Annotated in this window: 17 protein-coding genes and 1 other RNA gene; 5 read left to right on the forward strand and 13 right to left on the reverse strand. The window is 54.6% G+C overall.

From position 1 onward, the window contains the following. Nucleotides 1-83: 83 nt before the first annotated feature. On the forward strand, nucleotides 84-518 hold the full coding sequence (locus SO058_RS01800) for a hypothetical protein (RefSeq protein WP_320841294.1): 435 nt from the start codon (nucleotides 84-86) through the stop codon (nucleotides 516-518). Nucleotides 519-602: 84 nt separating this feature from the next. Then, nucleotides 603-728 carry a DUF6514 family protein gene (locus tag SO058_RS11105; protein ID WP_442872229.1) on the forward strand — a complete coding sequence of 42 codons (126 nt, stop codon included), beginning with the start codon at nucleotides 603-605 and terminating at the stop codon, nucleotides 726-728. A gap of 87 nt (nucleotides 729-815) precedes the next feature. On the opposite strand, the gene rplS is transcribed toward SO058_RS11105, so the two are convergent. Next, nucleotides 816-1,157, reverse strand: coding sequence for a 50S ribosomal protein L19 (gene rplS / locus SO058_RS01805; protein WP_320841295.1), 342 nt, complete (start codon nucleotides 1,155-1,157; stop codon nucleotides 816-818). Nucleotides 1,158-1,371: 214 nt separating this feature from the next. On the opposite strand from rplS, the gene SO058_RS01810 reads away from it, so the two are divergent. Continuing rightward, nucleotides 1,372-2,679, forward strand: coding sequence for an alpha-amylase family glycosyl hydrolase (locus tag SO058_RS01810; RefSeq protein ID WP_320841296.1), 1,308 nt, complete (start codon nucleotides 1,372-1,374; stop codon nucleotides 2,677-2,679). A gap of 39 nt (nucleotides 2,680-2,718) precedes the next feature. On the opposite strand, the gene murD is transcribed toward SO058_RS01810, so the two are convergent. Next, a complete protein-coding gene (murD, locus tag SO058_RS01815) occupies nucleotides 2,719-4,080 on the reverse strand; it encodes a UDP-N-acetylmuramoyl-L-alanine--D-glutamate ligase (protein ID WP_320841297.1) in 1,362 nt (453 codons plus the stop codon). Between the two features lie 104 nt (nucleotides 4,081-4,184). Between murD and rnpB the strand changes: the two genes are divergently transcribed. After that, nucleotides 4,185-4,517, forward strand: an RNA gene (gene rnpB, locus SO058_RS01820) — RNase P RNA component class A. Nucleotides 4,518-4,639: 122 nt separating this feature from the next. Beyond that, nucleotides 4,640-5,068 carry a hypothetical protein gene (locus SO058_RS01825; RefSeq protein ID WP_320841298.1) on the forward strand — a complete coding sequence of 143 codons (429 nt, stop codon included), beginning with the start codon at nucleotides 4,640-4,642 and terminating at the stop codon, nucleotides 5,066-5,068. A 38-nt stretch (nucleotides 5,069-5,106) separates the two neighbouring features. Here the strand turns inward: SO058_RS01825 and SO058_RS01830 are convergent, their stop codons facing one another. The 11 genes from SO058_RS01830 to SO058_RS01880 form a co-directional block, all read right to left on the reverse strand. Then, nucleotides 5,107-5,754 carry an ABC-2 transporter permease gene (locus tag SO058_RS01830; RefSeq protein ID WP_320841299.1) on the reverse strand — a complete coding sequence of 216 codons (648 nt, stop codon included), beginning with the start codon at nucleotides 5,752-5,754 and terminating at the stop codon, nucleotides 5,107-5,109. Continuing rightward, a complete protein-coding gene (locus tag SO058_RS01835; protein ID WP_320841300.1) occupies nucleotides 5,751-6,602 on the reverse strand; it encodes an ABC transporter ATP-binding protein in 852 nt (283 codons plus the stop codon). Before SO058_RS01835 ends, SO058_RS01830 begins: the two co-directional genes overlap by 4 nt. A gap of 2 nt (nucleotides 6,603-6,604) precedes the next feature. Beyond that, nucleotides 6,605-6,979: a GntR family transcriptional regulator gene (locus SO058_RS01840; RefSeq protein ID WP_320841301.1), complete on the reverse strand. Its 375-nt coding sequence runs from the start codon at nucleotides 6,977-6,979 to the stop codon at nucleotides 6,605-6,607. Nucleotides 6,980-7,098: 119 nt separating this feature from the next. Continuing rightward, nucleotides 7,099-9,090, reverse strand: a complete 1,992-nt coding sequence (locus SO058_RS01845) for a sensor histidine kinase (RefSeq protein WP_320841302.1) — start codon at nucleotides 9,088-9,090, stop codon at nucleotides 7,099-7,101. A gap of 4 nt (nucleotides 9,091-9,094) precedes the next feature. Next, nucleotides 9,095-9,790 (reverse strand): response regulator transcription factor, encoded by a 696-nt coding sequence (locus tag SO058_RS01850; protein ID WP_320841303.1) that lies wholly within the window; start codon nucleotides 9,788-9,790, stop codon nucleotides 9,095-9,097. A 178-nt stretch (nucleotides 9,791-9,968) separates the two neighbouring features. Beyond that, on the reverse strand, nucleotides 9,969-11,327 hold the full coding sequence (locus tag SO058_RS01855) for a cytochrome c biogenesis protein/redoxin (RefSeq protein WP_320841304.1): 1,359 nt from the start codon (nucleotides 11,325-11,327) through the stop codon (nucleotides 9,969-9,971). A 29-nt stretch (nucleotides 11,328-11,356) separates the two neighbouring features. After that, nucleotides 11,357-12,727: an FAD-dependent oxidoreductase gene (locus SO058_RS01860; RefSeq protein ID WP_320841305.1), complete on the reverse strand. Its 1,371-nt coding sequence runs from the start codon at nucleotides 12,725-12,727 to the stop codon at nucleotides 11,357-11,359. A gap of 3 nt (nucleotides 12,728-12,730) precedes the next feature. Then, nucleotides 12,731-13,159 carry an RrF2 family transcriptional regulator gene (locus SO058_RS01865; RefSeq protein ID WP_320841306.1) on the reverse strand — a complete coding sequence of 143 codons (429 nt, stop codon included), beginning with the start codon at nucleotides 13,157-13,159 and terminating at the stop codon, nucleotides 12,731-12,733. After that, nucleotides 13,156-14,091: a thioredoxin-disulfide reductase gene (trxB, locus tag SO058_RS01870; RefSeq protein ID WP_320841307.1), complete on the reverse strand. Its 936-nt coding sequence runs from the start codon at nucleotides 14,089-14,091 to the stop codon at nucleotides 13,156-13,158. Before trxB ends, SO058_RS01865 begins: the two co-directional genes overlap by 4 nt. Nucleotides 14,092-14,107: 16 nt before the next feature. Continuing rightward, the gene (gene trxA / locus SO058_RS01875) at nucleotides 14,108-14,434 is read right to left on the reverse strand and encodes a thioredoxin (RefSeq protein WP_320841308.1); all 327 of its coding nucleotides are present in this window, start codon (nucleotides 14,432-14,434) and stop codon (nucleotides 14,108-14,110) included. Between the two features lie 31 nt (nucleotides 14,435-14,465). Then, the gene (locus SO058_RS01880; RefSeq protein WP_442872230.1) at nucleotides 14,466-14,819 is read right to left on the reverse strand and encodes a rhodanese-like domain-containing protein; all 354 of its coding nucleotides are present in this window, start codon (nucleotides 14,817-14,819) and stop codon (nucleotides 14,466-14,468) included. Nucleotides 14,820-15,181 lie beyond the last annotated feature (362 nt).

Consider the following 15,181-nt stretch of genomic DNA (forward strand, 5'->3'; position numbering starts at 1 on the left):
AAAATAACATGTTACATTCTTCTGTTTTTTGTATTTATTATTTGGTGTCCAACCGATAAAAAGAAAAAAATGGAGGAAACATCATGAAAACATCTAAGAAACGCATTGTACTCGCCCTAGCACTTATCCTTTGCACGTCCTTTAGTGCATTTGCAGCTACTCCGCTCTCCCGTAATTCTCAAATCGCCCCCGCCTCTCCCCGTTATGTCAACATCATTTCCGTTTCTGCTGGTCTGGGAAATGGAGGCGGGCAACTAGAAGCTGATACCGGATTTGCTTTATATTCGACGCATAAATATATTGTTGAATCTGTTGTGAAATCCACCGATGGTTCTGTCCAGCAAACGAAGTCGGCATACGGCACTGCCTCAGCTTCCTCTGCTCAAACAGTCCAGCTCTACTTCTCTGTCCCTAAGAACAAAACCTATAAGCATACGGCAACACTCAAAGTTCTGGATAGCAGTGGAAATGTAATTGAGCAGACGAGCGTTACTTCTGCCAGTTATCTCTACGGCTGATATCAAACAATCCATATCTAAGGGGCGGGTTTTATGTTCAGCATCTTTTATTCTTCAGGAGAATTCGGCATTTGCAGTAAAAGCATGTCCGTGAGAGAGCTTACCGTTTCTCAAGTCCGGGCTTCCGCGCTCTGCTCTATGTTGAATCGCTATGAGGCATCTGAAATTCATTTAATGGACATCATTGAAGATTGGTTGGCATCCGTTTAATCCCAAAAAAGACGCACGAAACGTGCGTCTTTTTTCTTTACAATACAAAAGCGGGAAGCTTACGCTTCCCGCTTTTGTTTGATTGCCTTAAACCTTTTCCGCAACCTTGGCAGCCTTACCTACGCGGCCGCGCAGATAGTACAGCTTGGCACGGCGGACCTTACCGCGGCGGACGATCTCGAACTTAGCTACGTTCGGAGAGTGCACCGGGAACGTCTTTTCAACGCCTACGCCATAGGAAATGCGGCGAACGGTAACCGTCTGGTTTACGCCAGCGTGCTTTCTGGCAATGATGATGCCTTCGAACATCTGGATACGCTCACGGTTTCCTTCCTTGATCTTTGCATGAACCTTAACGGTGTCGCCGATCTTGAGATCGGGCAGGTCGCTCTTGAGCTGCTGCTCGGATAATACTTTGACCAGATCCATTTTCTCTGTCATCCTTTCGTCTTAGACATTCTTGCCCTGTTCCTCTAAAAACAAGCAGAGGAATGCCCGTGTTACCGAAATATAATACCATATGCCGCGCTCCGATGCAAGCTTTTTGTTTGTTAAATTTTAAAGTTCACCCGTTCCGCTTGTATTTTTTGGAATCCATAGTATACTTATAATATATAAAACCTGAAAGGAGCTCCAACTATTTATGTGGGCTTACCAAAGTGTGTTCTATCAAATCTATCCGATCGGTTTTTGCGGCGCGCCGCGCGTCAACGATGGCGAAACCGTACCGCGTATTCAAAAAGTCGGCGAATGGGCCGGCCATATTGAAAAACTGGGCTGCAACGCCGTCTATTTTTCCCCGCTGTTTGAATCGGACAGCCACGGCTACGATACGCGGGATTTCCGCAAAATCGACTGCCGTTTAGGCACTAACGCGGACTTCTCAGCTGTATGCGATACGCTGCACGACCATGATATCCGCGTCGTGCTGGATGGGGTGTTCAATCATGTCGGCCGCGGGTTCTGGGCGTTCCGCGACGTGCAGGAGAAAAAATGGGACTCCCCCTATAAGGACTGGTTCCATATCTCATTCGAGGGCAATTCCAATTATAACGACGGCTTTTGGTATGAAGGCTGGGAGGGGCATTTCGAGCTGGTCAAGCTCAACCTGCAAAACCCTGAAGTTGTCGCGCACATTTTCGACTGCATCCGCCTGTGGGTCGAGGAATTCGGCATCGACGGGCTGCGCCTCGACGTGGCCTACTGCCTGGATAAAGGGTTCATCCGCCAGCTCCGCGCCTTCTGCGACAGCTTAAAGCCCGATTTTCTGCTGGTCGGCGAGCTGCTGCACGGGGATTATAACCAGTTTGTGGGCGACGGCATGCTTCATTCGTGCACCAACTACGAGTGCTACAAGGGTCTCCACTCATCACTGAACTCGCTGAACCTGTTCGAGATTACCCATTCGCTGCTCCGCCAGTTCGGACCGGAAAACTGGACGCTGTACCGCGGCAAACACCTGCTGTCGTTCGTGGACAACCACGATGTCACCCGTGCCGCCTCTATCCTGTCCAACCCGGACCACCTGCCGCTTCTATATGCGCTTTTGTTCGGCATGCCGGGCATCCCTTGTATCTACTATGGCAGCGAGTGGGGCGCTGAGGGCGACAAGGCGCACGGCGACGACGCGCTTCGCCCGTCGTTCGAGCAACCCGAATGGAACGAATTGACCGACTGGATCGCCGCGCTTGCCAAGGCCCGCCGGAATAGCCGCGCGCTGTGCGACGGCGATTTCAAGCAGCTCGTGCTGCAAAACAAGCAGTGCATTTGGGAGCGCGTGTGCGACAGTGAACGCGTGCTGGTTGCGGTCAACATTGGCAACGAGTCCTATGCCGCGCACTTTGACGCGCGCGCCGGCCGCGCGGTCGACCTGATCACCGGCGAAATGCACGATTTTGGCGGCGGCAGCGAGCTTGCGCCTCTGTCCGCTGTCTTCTGGAAAACCGAGTAAGCAAAAAAACTGCGGGCTATGCCCGCAGTTTTTTCTTATTTATAAGGCGTGCACCAACGACTTAAACAGATCGCCGCGCTCCATGAAATTCTTGAATCGGTCGAACGATGCACTCGCCGGGCTCATCAGCACCACGTCGCCCGGCTCCGCGAGATGGCTTGCTTCGTGCACGGCTACCTCGAGGCTGTCAACCTCGTAGATAGGCGGATGTTCTCCATGCACGGCGAGAACGCAGTCCCGGATCTTCGGCGCGGTCGCGCCCGTGACGATGAGCGTCTTGACGTGTTCGCAGATCGGTCCGCCCAGCACGTCGTATGGAATCTGCTTATCATAGCCGCCCGCAATCAGAATGACCTTCTGCTGAAACGATTGCAACCCCGCGATAGTGCGTGTCGGGCTGGAGGCGATGGAATCATTATAATATTTGACACCGTCCTTCTCGCGAACAAACTCAATGCGATGCTCAACGCCGCCGAACGTAGCTGCGACCGCGCGGATATCGTCATCCGAGCACCAGCCCTGCACGACCGCCGCCGCCATCATCATGTTATAAACGTTGTGCGCGCCCGGGATACGGATATCCGCCGCCGCCATCAGTTCACGCACTTCGCCTTGCTGGGCAATATAGATTCGGTCGTTCTTTAAATAGACCCCGTTCGCCAGCTCACGCTGTTTGCTGATGCAGAACAGCCCGCCGGACGCTTTGAGAGACCGCGTGACCTCGTCGTCCAGGTTGAGGATCAGCCGGTCGCCTTCCTTCTGGTTTTTGTAAATCGCGGTTTTGGCCCGCACATATTCGTCAAAATCCTTGTGATAATCCAAATGGTTCGGCGTCAGGTTGGTGATCGCCGCCACACACGGCGAATATTTCATGCCCATGAGCTGGAAAGAGGACAGTTCGACGACCGCGACATCGCCCTCATGCATCTCCCCCACGCGCGGCAGAAGCGGCCGTCCGATATTTCCGCCCAAATGAACAGTGTAGCCCGCGTGCTTCAGCATTTCGCAGACCAGCGTGGTGGTGGTGGTTTTACCGTCCGATCCGGTGATACCGATGATTGGGCATGGGCAGACGGCGAAAAACAACTCCATCTCGCTCGTGACCGTGCTTCCCCTCTCGCACGCTTTTTCCAGAAAACGCGGGTGCAAACCGGGCGTACGGAAAATCACGTCTTCATCCAGCACATCCAGATAGTGCTCTCCCAGCACGAAATCCACGCCCAGAGTCGCCAGTGTGGAATATTGATCACCTAAGTCCTCGGGCGTCTTTTTGTCATGTACGGTCACCCGGATACCAGCCGCGCGCAGCATGCTGATCAGCGGCATATTGCTTACGCCCGCGCCGATCACCCCGACCCGCTTGTCGGACAGACTGCCGAAATATCGTTCTAATGCTGTCATATACAGCCTCCCTTTATTTCTCTATCCACATAGTTTACACGATTTGGGACGCATTTTCAAGTCTGGTTTGACGGCGCGCCGAATTTCGGGTATACTGGAAGGCGTGAGTGACGCAGACGGTCGCGTACCGCGAGGTATGAGGAAAGTCCGGGCTGCATAGGGCAAGGATAACGGATAACGTCCGCCGGGGGCGACCCCAGGAATAGTGCAACAGAGATATACCGCCGGCAATTTGCCGGTAAGGGTGGAAAGGCGAGGTAAGAGCTCACCGCGCCTCATGGCAACATGGGGGGCCTGTAAACTCTATCCGCAGCAACGCCGACTGGGACTATGGTTTGCCCGACCGTCCCGACTGGCGGCTTGAGGCGTATGGCGACATGCGTTCGAGATAGATGACCGTTCAACGACAGAACCCGGCTTACCGCGTCGCTCACACCGTTCAACCATTAAAAACCCGCCTGTTTGGGCGGGTTTTTGTTTGCTGTCAGCAGTTTTTATTGATTTCGTATTTTCGGGTAGCGCAGGCGTTCTGCGGGGCATACTACTGCCGAGGTGATGTATGATGCAGGATACAGAATTGCTCCAATATGTCCATGAAACCGCTGAAATGGGCGTTGAAGGGCTGGAAAACGTGAAAGGGCAAATCACGGACGGCAGGCTGCTGCAATCCGTCCAATCGCAGATTGCGGAATACCGGGACATTTCCCAGCGCTCTGCTCAGATGCTGCGCTCTAAGGGAAAAGATCCAAAAGACCCCAGCCTTATGGCACGCATTTCGTCCGAGGTCATGTCGACCGTGCAGACGCTGGCCGATTCCTCCTCCTCCAAGATTGCCGAAATGGTTATTCAGGGCAACAATATGGGGATCACCAAAGGTCTCAAGCACCTACACGACTATGCGGGCGACGACCGGCAGATCCGCGCGCTGGCAGAAGAGCTTCTTTCCACAGAGCAGGCCAATGTGGAGCAGATGAAGCCGTTCCTGTGACAGCGCAAAAAGCCCCGCCATCCGGCGGGGCTTTCCCTTTACAGCTCTGTTTTCTGGTAGATGCGAAGCGACACCGCGTAACAGCACAGGTAGACCAGCAGACCCACACCGATCAGCGCCAGCGCGACCAGCGTCAGCTGCGTGCCGCTCACGTTGTTCAGCCACCGCAGGTCGGGCTTTGGAAAATCCAGTTTGCTCAGCAGAAACACCGCAATTATTGGGATCCACACGCACGCCATCATAATATAGCGCGCTTTTTCAATACCCCATTTAACCGCCGCCGTTAGAATAATACCCATCAGCACCAGTGCGACCGCTTCGCATATCAGCATGGCATTGATGTTTTCCATCAGCACGGATGTGCGGTCAATGACGCAGTATACCGCGGACAGCACACAGCCAACCACCGTCATCAGCACGCTGGACAGCCCGCTCAGCACGAATTTGCTGCCTACCACGTCGCGCCGCAGAATCGGCATGGATAGGCTGAGACGGTCCCAGCCATAGGCTTTGTCTGCCGAACACAGGGTAAGCGGCACCATGATGCTCACCATAACCACGATCATGCAGAAAAACGACGGTCCGCTCCACATAAATGCCGCTACCGCAAACACGATAATCATAAATAACAGCGATTTGAGCGTTTGCCGAAAATTCATCCAATCCGCATAAAGCATCGCTTTCATCGTACATTCTCCCCTCTCGTCATAAACAGCATGATCTGCTCGATGCTGACCGGCTCCACCGGCCATCCCGCTGGTACCAGTCCACGCCGTACCAGCGCCTCGCAGCCGAACGCACCTTTTCTATACGCGCGCACCGCCGAAGCATCCAGCGAGCTTAGCTGGTCAGACGTGCATTTCAGTACGCCATAGGTATCGAGCAGCTCGTCGCGCGGCTCACTGAGCACAATTTTGCCTTCGTGGATAAATGTGATATGATCCGCGATTTTGTCCAGATCGCTTGTGATATGGCTGGACATCAGCACCGCGTGCCCGTCGTCCTGCATAAAATCGTAAAACAGGTCGAGCACTTCGTCTCGCACGACCGGGTCTAAGCCGCTGGTCGGCTCGTCAAGGATCAGCAGCTCCGCATGATGCGACAGCGCGCTTGCGATTGCGATTTTCATGCGCATACCCTTGGAATAATCCTTGAGCTTTTTTGTATCCGCGATACCGAAGCGGTGGATATATTCCCAATACTGTGCCGAATCCCAGTGCGCGTATGTCTTTCCCATTAAAGTGTCTACGTTGCGGGCGGTGAAATAATTGGGAAAGCCGCCGTCCTCCATCACGATTCCCAGCTTTTCTTTTACCGCACGCTCTTCTTTCAGGTTATCCTCCCCAAGTATGCGGATCTCTCCGCCGTCCCGGCGAATCAAATTTAAAATCGCTTTGATGGTCGTAGTCTTCCCTGCGCCGTTTTCCCCAATAAAACCCATGACCGCGCCGCGCGGCAGCGTAAAGCTGATGTCGCTCAGTGCAAAGCCATCGTAGGACTTGCACAGCCCTTTGATTTCCAATGCGTTATCCATCCTTATACCTCCTCAAACAGGGTCGATGCAACCGACAGAAATTCGTCTTTCCCCAAGCCACCGAGTTTAGCCGCATCCACCGCCATGCCCAGATGCTCCTCTGCCACGCGCAAATGCTCCTCGCGCAAGAGTTCAGTGTTACAGGGGGCAACAAAGCTGCCGCGGCCTGTCTGCGTGGTAAGAAAGCCTTCCCGTTCCAGCTCCTCATAAGCGCGTTTTGTCGTGATCACGCTGATGCGCAGTTCCTTTGCCAGCAGCCGCATCGAGGGCAGCGCTTCACCGGGCTTCAGCTCTCCCGAAACAATCTTCGCCTTGATCTGACGTGCGATCTGCTCATAAATCGGGGTTCCGTCCATATTAGACAGGATGATCTCCATGCTGTTTTCCCCTTTCATATCGTATATACTCATTATATACAATATCAACATTAAGTCAACCCCTATTTTAAAAAAAGCAAAGAAAAAGCAGCCGCATTTAGCGGCTGCTTTTCAATGGGTCAACTGTGGTATAGCGGAAACGTGACCGTCACCTTGAACAAATCGCCGTCCACATCAACTTTGAGGGTACCGCCGCAAGCGGCGACATAACTTTTGGCGATAGCTAGCCCCAGGCCGCTGCCCTCGGTGGTTCGGGAAGCGTCGCCGCGGACAAAGCGTTCGGTGATCTCCTCGCTGTCAAAATCCATTGCATAGTTTGCAATGTTTTTCAGTTCGAGCACCGCGCGTTCCTCCTGCTCGGAGACCGTGACAAATACACGCGTGTTTTTCATGGCGTACTTTACGCAGTTTCCAATCAGGTTTTCCAGTACGCGGGACAGTTTTTTGCCGTCCGCCCAAATCGGAACTTCGCGTTCCGGCATCGTCACCTTCAGTGCAAGGCCTCCCGCCTCCACCGCCTGTTCCTGCTCCGCAAGCGCCTGCCGCACCAGCGTGCAGGCGTCCAGCCGTTCTGAAATAATCGACTCCGCTCCCGCCTGCACCTTGGAAATGTCAAACAGGTCGCTCGTCAGGTTTTTCAAGCGGTTGGATTTCTGGTAGATGATCTTGGCGTAATCGTTGGCCTCTTCCGGTGTCAGGTGTTCCTGGCACAGCAGGTCGGAATAGTTGATAATCGAGGTCAGCGGCGTTTTTAAATCATGACTGACATTGGTGATCAGCTCGCTCTTCATACGTTCGGCACGGATCTCGGTCTGCAGTGCGGCCTGCATCCCATCGCCCAGCGAATTGATGTCATCCGCCATATTCGCGAATATCCCGGCCGGCATATTCTCCAGCTTATAGGAAAGGTCGCCGCCACGCAGCTTTTGCAGTGCGTCCACAATGGACTCAAAGCCTGTGATACGGTTGATTAGGAACGCAGACGCGATCACAAACCATAACACGCCGAGAATAAACACCATGATACCCTCGCCATAATCCATCATAAAGCCGAACATGCAGGCAAATATCGCAAGCACGACCGAATATCCAAGGAAAATGAGAACAACATTGCGGGTCTTATAGTTTTTGGATAGGCTGTTCCATAGCGTGTCCTTCGCGCCGCCCAGCATGTGCCAGACCTTTTTGCAGGCGCCAATCAGCCAGCGCCAGATGCGTTTTGTCTGTTTCCAGCACCATTTACAAGCGCGGAGGAAGAGCGAACGCGACACGAACGAGCGGTTTTTCACATTGCGCACGATCGACAGCAGCAGTTCGGTGGAAAGCGCGGTGCAGACGGTTAAAAGCACCACCGCCGGCCACAGCAGGATCGCCACGTCGCCGTTGCCGGACAGTTCGCCCAGCAACGCGACATATGCGCCGATGCCTATTCCCGCCGATACGCATATCAAAGCGACGTTGAGTTCCGCAAACAGCCGGTCTACCGTGACCATGTGCACCTCTTCGTCCTCCGGCCTGCGTCCGGTCACAAACAGCAGGTAAATGAACAGGACCAGCGCGCAAATCAGCAGCAGCAGCACGCTTTTGACCGTATCGGCACACAACTTGGCCTGCTCGTTCCATGCGGCTTCGATCCCCGCGGCCTGCTGATCGGTCAGGCGCACCATGAGCACGGCTTCAGATGGCACCGAAGCGTCCTCATCCATGATCGGCAGATAATACCGGCTGCCGATGTTGGATTCCATCTGTCCCTTTTTCACAATGGCGTAAAACCGAGAGCTTGTCACAGCCCGTTCGTCGAGATCCGTATTTTTCCGAATGACAGTGCCATAGCGTCCGTAATAATCGCCTGGAAAATGATTCGCGCTATCCGCGTTGTTATTTTCCTCCAGGGCATAATTGAGATTGGAGAGCTGCATGTTTAAAATACTTGATACATACCCGGAGTCCTGAAAGTTGCTCTCGAACTGATAGACCCACTCCGAACCCGATTCCGTGCCGATCTGCTCGAACATTTCGCCTACGGTGCCCGCCGCGCCTGCAACACAGGCCAACATCAGCAAAAACGCGAGCAGCTTGGCGGCGCTGCTGCGGAATATCTTTTTTGCCATCATCTCATTCATTCCTCTCTATCTTATAGCCGACGCCCCATACGACTTTTAAATACCGGGGCTCTTTGGGATTGATCTCAATTTTTTCGCGGATATGCCGGATATGCACCGCAATCGCGTTATCCGAAACCACCTCATCGTTCCAGACACGGCGATAGATCTCTTCTGTGGAAAACACCCGGCCCGGATGGCGGCACAGCAGCTCGAGGATTTTATATTCGAGCGGCGTCAGGCGCACCTCGTCGCCGTCGATCGTGACCTGCTTGCTGTCTGTATCGAGCACCAGCCCGCGAATTGCGATCTGCGTTTCACGCACCTGCATCGCGCCAAGCTGCGTATACCGGCGAAGCTGGCTTTTCACACGCGCCACCAGCTCGGAGGGATTAAAGGGCTTGGTGATATAATCATCCGCACCCGCGGTCAGTCCAAGAATTTTGTCCGCATCCTCCGATTTTGCAGAAATAAGAATGATCGGGATATTTTTGCTTTCCCGCACTTTGAGCAGCGTTTTAACGCCATCCAGCTCTGGCATCATGATATCGAGCAACAGTAGATGCACCGGCCTCGTCATCACAATATCAAGCGCCTCCAGCCCGTTATACGCTTTTTCCACCGCATAGCCATCCGCCTCCAGAAATATCGCAATGCTGTCCACGATTTCACGGTCGTCGTCCACCACCAGCACGCAAAGCTTCTCCATCGCGTCCCCCTCCTTACTACGCCTTTATCATATCAAGTGTTTTTGTTTAATTCGTTCATAAAAATCTTAAGATTTCTTTAAGTCCGTAACGAATTGATTATACCATGAACCGCAACGCCTATCAAAAGAAACCTAAAACAAGCCCCGCCGGTGTTCCGGCGGGGCTTATCCATATAATTTATTTATTTTCTGCTTCGCGTTTGCCGTCCATTGTCTGCCGGATAATGCTGTGCATCATATCCGAGGTCAGCGCGCTTTCCACATAACCGAACAGGTTTCCGTCCTTATCGATCATAAAAGTTGTCGGGAAAGCACGGATGCCATATTGATAAAACACTTCGCCGGTCGTATCCATGACCGTCGGGAACGTGTAGCCCTTATCCGCGATCAGCTTTTTGATTGTATCCGCATCCTCATCTTGGTTGCGCGGGTATTCCTTGCTTTTGGGATTGACAACGCCCAGCACAACGAGATCCTCTGCGTTTTCACCGTATTCCTCATACAAGGCCTGAATCTCCGGCATTTCGCGCTGGCACGGGCCGCACCAGCTTGCCCAGAAGTTTAAAAATACCGTCTTCCCCTTATAATCGGAGAGCGTATGCTCAACGCCGTTCTGGTCTACGAGCGTAAAGTCAGGCGCAGGAGACAACGTTTCTTCCTCCTCGTCCGTACCGTCCGAGGGCGATGCGCCGGGTTCCTTTGCCGGGTCATTTTCCGAGTCCTTTGGCGCATCCTCCGCCGGCGGCTCGTCCTGCGGCTCGCTGCCGTTTTGCTCCGACTGCGATGCAGAGGGCGGCGTGTCTCCGGTCAGCGAGGACAAATAGCTGGTCATGCCGTTCATAAAGCCGGTCAGTGTCATAATACCCATCAGGATGAGAAGCGCCGCGCCGGCCTTGACCGTATATCTGACCACGTTATTATGCTTTTTGAAAAAGCCGAGCACGGTCCCGGTAAACAGGCCGACCGCGAGGAACGGCAGCACAAAGCCCAGCGTATACACGCCGATGAGCGCGAAGCCAGCAGACGACGAGCCGGACGAGCCCGCCATCAGCAGCACGCTGCCCAACGTCGGCCCCACGCATGGTGTCCACGCAAAGCTGAACGTAAAGCCCAGCACGAGCGCCAGCAGCGGATTCATGGCAAAGCGCTCCAGCTTGAGCGGGAGACGGTGCTCCCGCTCGATCGCAGCCGATTGTCCGAACACACCAAACTGGTAAAGGCCGAATGCGATCATGATGATACCGCTGATGCGGGCAAACCACACGCGGTTGTCGCTGAAAAAGCGGCCGAGCGCTGAAAAGCCCATGCCCAGCATCAAAAAAGTGAAGCTGACGCCGATAACAAAAAACAGCGTGTTCAGCATGACCCTGCCGCGCGGATACCGAATCGTCCCGTCTTCGTCGACCGTTTTCGCACCGCCCGCCAGATAGCCGATATACAGCGGCACAAGCGGGAGCACACAGGGGGAGAAAAAGCTTAAGAGGCCCTGCACAAATACGGTCAGCACAGGCACGCTGGTTTCAACTGAAAATCCCATGGAGTTCTCCTTATCACGTTAGAAATCGGTTAGGCGAGCGCGGCGAACAGGTCGTTAAACGCTTCGCTCATCGTCGGATGCGTATAGATCGCGTCGCGCAGCACTGTATAGGGCAAATCCGCGTCCATCGCCAGTTTGATTTGGTTAATCATTTCATACGACTCGACACAAAACAGGTGCGCGCCCAAAATATGTCCGGTCTCTGCGTCTACCACTGCTTTGAGCAGACCATCCGGCTTGCGCAGCACCTGCGATTTGGGGATCGCCGCCACAGGCAGCCGCGCAATCTTTACCGTGTAGCCCTGCTTCACCGCCTCGGCTTCGCTAAGGCCTACGCGGGAGAACGGCGGGTCGAGAAACACGCTGTACGGCACCGCGCCGCGGTTTTCCGTTGTGCGCGCGCCGTCCCCAAGAACGGCAGACGCTACAATACGGCTGTCATCCAGCGAGATGTATGTAAACTGCAGCCCGCCGGCCACATCACCCATTGCGAAGATATGCGGCACAGAGGTGCGCAAATGCTCGTCGACCTTTACCGCGCCGCGTTCGGTCAGCTCTATGCCCGCTGCTTCGGGATACAGACCGCTGAGCTCGGGACGGCGGCCTGTCGCGATCAGGATGGCTTCCGCTTCCAGTCGTTCCTCGCCAGCCGGGGTATCCAGCAAAATATCGGCATGGCCGCCCGCGTCGCGCACCGATTTGGTCTTCGTCCCCCGCAGCACGCGCACGCCGCGCTTTTCCAGGCTTTCCAAAACCGCCTCAGCAATTTCCGTGTCCTCGCGCGGCAGGAACGCATCGCCGTCCTGCACCACGGTCACCTTTGATCCGAAATTGCAAAAGATCGAGGCAAATTCCATCCCAATATACCCACCGCCTAGGATCATAAGACGTTTTGGAAGCTCATCCAGTTCCATCATCTGTTCGCTGGTGTAGGAATATCTGCTGTCTAGCAGGCCATCGATCGGCGGGATGAACGGGCGCGCGCCCGTATTGATGAAAATACGTTCACCATACAGTTCTTCGCTCTGGCCATCTGGCAGGTCGAGCCGAACCGTATGCGCGCCGGTGAATGACGCGGCGCCCACCAGAACCGCTACGCCCGCGGCTTCCATCTTTGCATAGTTCTTCTGGCGGAGCGACGCGGTCAGTTCGCGCTTTCGTTCGACCGCCTCCCGATAGCGCTCCGCGCGCGCATCAAAACCGCCGCCCATATCATCCGACAGCCGCGCGCTGTTTTCAAGCGACTTTGTCGGGATGCAGGCCACATTGATACATGTACCGCCGAACATCCTGTCCGACCGCTCCAGCAACGCGACCGACTGCCCCTCTTTGGACAGCTTGGCTGCGAGCGTTTTGCCGCCCTTGCCAAACCCGATGACGATGTTGTCAAACCGCTTCATATGTTATCCTTCTTTCTTGGCTGCATGGAAGATGCGCTTGTCCAACTCCGCGATCGTCCTCTGCCTGAGGCGTTCGCGGCACAGGCGGTCAAGATCTCCGAACACGTCGTCCATCAGGCCTGCCATGCCGGAAGCGATCAGGCATTTCATATCGCTGTCGCCGCTGTGCCAGGAGGATGAGACAAACTGCACATCAAGCGCCTCCGCAATATCTGCGAGCGAAACGGCGGCGGCATCGCCGGAAAATCGGTAGCCGCCCTCGCTTCCCTCTTTCGTTTCGATAAAGCCCGCTTTTTTCAGTTTCGCCATCACCTTGCGCACACGCGCTGGATTTGTGCAGATATTTTCAGCCAGCGCGTCGCTCGACTGTACACATGCCTTATGGTTTAAAAAAACCAGAGCGTGTACTGCAACGCAAAAATCGCTGTTCATTCTGCCGTTTCCTCCTGCTCAATCAAATATTCCTCGATAAAGAATGCGGCGTTTGCACCATCCGCCGTCGCGGTCACAATCTGCCGCACGGCCTTGGTACGTGCGTCACCCACTGCAAATACGCCGGGCACGCTGGTGCGCGTGGTCTCGTCCGCGATCAGATAGCCCGCCTCATCAGTCTCGACCTGTTCCCGGTACAGCTTGGTATCCGGCACGCGGCCGATAGCAACGAACACACCGTCGCACGCGAGTTCAGAGGTTTCTCCCGTCTGTACATTTGCGAGCCGGACGCCGACCACCTTTTTTTCATGCAGGATCTCCTCAATGCGGCTATTCCAGATGATCTCCACACCGCTCTCTTCAAGCGCTTTCATATAAACCTTGGAAGCGCGCAGCGCATCGCGGCGGTGTACCAGATAGACCTTCTTGCAAATATTTGCAAGATGCAGCGCATCGGCGACCGCGGTATTACCGCCGCCGGACACGACCACTGTCTTTCCACGGTACATCATTCCGTCGCACGTCGCGCAGTACGCCACACCGCGTCCGCGAAGCTGCTTTTCCTCCGGCAGACCGAGTTCGCGCGGATACGCGCCGGTCGCCAGCACGACCGTGCGGGCTTCAAAGGCGCCGCCGCCCGTCTCGATGCGCTTGACCGCGCCCCGCAGGTCGACCGAAGTCACTTCCTCGAGCTCGGTGCGCACGCCAAAGCGTTCCGCACCTTTTTTCATTTTCTCGCCCAGCTCAAAGCCGTCCACGCCATCCTCAAAACCGGGGTAGTTATCGATCTGCTCGGTGGTCGCCATCTGCCCGCCGGCAGACAGTTTTTCCAGCACGACCACGCGCAGGCCGCTGCGGGCGCAGTACAGCGCTGCCGTATAGCCGCCCGGTCCGCCGCCGATCACCGCGACATCATAAACCTGCTCGCTCATATTATTGCCTCCCCAATTACGAAATGCCCTGTTGCTCGAGCCACGCTGTAAGCTGTCCTTTGCCCTCAGTCGCGATGATCGGCTCACTCGCCTTTCCGCTCTGGAACAAAATCAGCGTCGGAATGGTATCGACCTGGAACTGCTCAGCAAGCTCCGGCTGCTCGTCAATATTGATCTTTCCGATCTGGAGCTTGCCTTCATACGCCTCGGCCGCCCAGTCGATCACCGGCCCCAACCGGCGGCAGTAGCCGCACCACGGTGCCCAGAAGTCCACCAGAACAGGCGTTGCGGATTGCAGAACCTCTTGTGCAAAGTTTTCCTTGGTGATGTTTAAAATGTTCATAATAAAAGTGCTCCTTTCAAGCTTAAAACAATTATTCGGTTACGGTGTCATACGGCCAATCGATGATGCCGCCGAAATCAAAGACGTTTTGATAGCCCATATCGACCAGCTTATCGGATGCGTCCTTGCTGCGCCTGCCAGAACGGCAGTAAACGAGCAGCTTAGCATCTTTGTCAGGCAGCGCCTCGGGCGGTTCGGTCGAAATCGTCTCATTCGGCACAAGGATCGCATCCTGCACATGGCCCTCCCGGTATTCTTCTTCGGTGCGGACGTCTACGATGGTCACGCCGCCCTCATCCATCATCTTTTTGGCTTCCTCTGCTGTGATTTTATGATAGGCTTTATTCATGGTATCCTGCTTTTCCTCCGTTCCGCTCTGCTGCATCCCATCCGTCTGCGGTTTCGCCTGCGTTGGCGCCGCGCCGCAACCACTTAAAACCGCGAGCATCGCCGCCATTGCGGCGGCCGCTTTCCATGAGTTCATGTTGGCGCTCCAATCTGTAATTCTTTTTGTTTCAGTTTGTACTGTAATCATAACATGAACAGTTTATGCTGTCAACACCTTTTTGCTATATTTTTTGCAGCCCGTCCGATTCTATACGAAAAAGCCCGCCTGGCAGAAAGCCGGCGGGCAAAATAACAAAACAAGCTGATATCCAAAAGGATATCAGCTTATCATGGAGGTACCACCCAGAATCGAACTGGGGATCAGGGAGTTGCAGTCCCATGCCTTACCGCTTGGCTATG

The sequence above is a fragment of the Agathobaculum sp. genome (assembly GCF_034098985.1).
Lineage (GTDB): Bacteria > Bacillota > Clostridia > Oscillospirales > Butyricicoccaceae > Agathobaculum.

Excerpts from the sequence above, each read along its gene's own strand:
- SO058_RS01800 (WP_320841294.1), top strand. The coding sequence starts at position 84 with ATGAAAACATCTAAGAAACGCATTGTACTCGCCCTAGCACTTATCCTT.
- SO058_RS11105 (WP_442872229.1), top strand. The coding sequence starts at position 603 with ATGTCCGTGAGAGAGCTTACCGTTTCTCAAGTCCGGGCTTCCGCGCTC.
- rplS (WP_320841295.1), bottom strand. The coding sequence starts at position 1,157 with ATGGATCTGGTCAAAGTATTATCCGAGCAGCAGCTCAAGAGCGACCTG.
- SO058_RS01810 (WP_320841296.1), top strand. The coding sequence starts at position 1,372 with ATGTGGGCTTACCAAAGTGTGTTCTATCAAATCTATCCGATCGGTTTT.
- murD (WP_320841297.1), bottom strand. The coding sequence starts at position 4,080 with ATGACAGCATTAGAACGATATTTCGGCAGTCTGTCCGACAAGCGGGTC.
- SO058_RS01825 (WP_320841298.1), top strand. The coding sequence starts at position 4,640 with ATGATGCAGGATACAGAATTGCTCCAATATGTCCATGAAACCGCTGAA.
- SO058_RS01830 (WP_320841299.1), bottom strand. The coding sequence starts at position 5,754 with ATGAAAGCGATGCTTTATGCGGATTGGATGAATTTTCGGCAAACGCTC.
- SO058_RS01835 (WP_320841300.1), bottom strand. The coding sequence starts at position 6,602 with ATGGATAACGCATTGGAAATCAAAGGGCTGTGCAAGTCCTACGATGGC.
- SO058_RS01840 (WP_320841301.1), bottom strand. The coding sequence starts at position 6,979 with ATGGAGATCATCCTGTCTAATATGGACGGAACCCCGATTTATGAGCAG.
- SO058_RS01845 (WP_320841302.1), bottom strand. The coding sequence starts at position 9,090 with ATGGCAAAAAAGATATTCCGCAGCAGCGCCGCCAAGCTGCTCGCGTTT.
- SO058_RS01850 (WP_320841303.1), bottom strand. The coding sequence starts at position 9,790 with ATGGAGAAGCTTTGCGTGCTGGTGGTGGACGACGACCGTGAAATCGTG.
- SO058_RS01855 (WP_320841304.1), bottom strand. The coding sequence starts at position 11,327 with ATGGGATTTTCAGTTGAAACCAGCGTGCCTGTGCTGACCGTATTTGTG.
- SO058_RS01860 (WP_320841305.1), bottom strand. The coding sequence starts at position 12,727 with ATGAAGCGGTTTGACAACATCGTCATCGGGTTTGGCAAGGGCGGCAAA.
- SO058_RS01865 (WP_320841306.1), bottom strand. The coding sequence starts at position 13,159 with ATGAACAGCGATTTTTGCGTTGCAGTACACGCTCTGGTTTTTTTAAAC.
- trxB (WP_320841307.1), bottom strand. The coding sequence starts at position 14,091 with ATGAGCGAGCAGGTTTATGATGTCGCGGTGATCGGCGGCGGACCGGGC.
- trxA (WP_320841308.1), bottom strand. The coding sequence starts at position 14,434 with ATGAACATTTTAAACATCACCAAGGAAAACTTTGCACAAGAGGTTCTG.
- SO058_RS01880 (WP_442872230.1), bottom strand. The coding sequence starts at position 14,819 with ATGCAGCAGAGCGGAACGGAGGAAAAGCAGGATACCATGAATAAAGCC.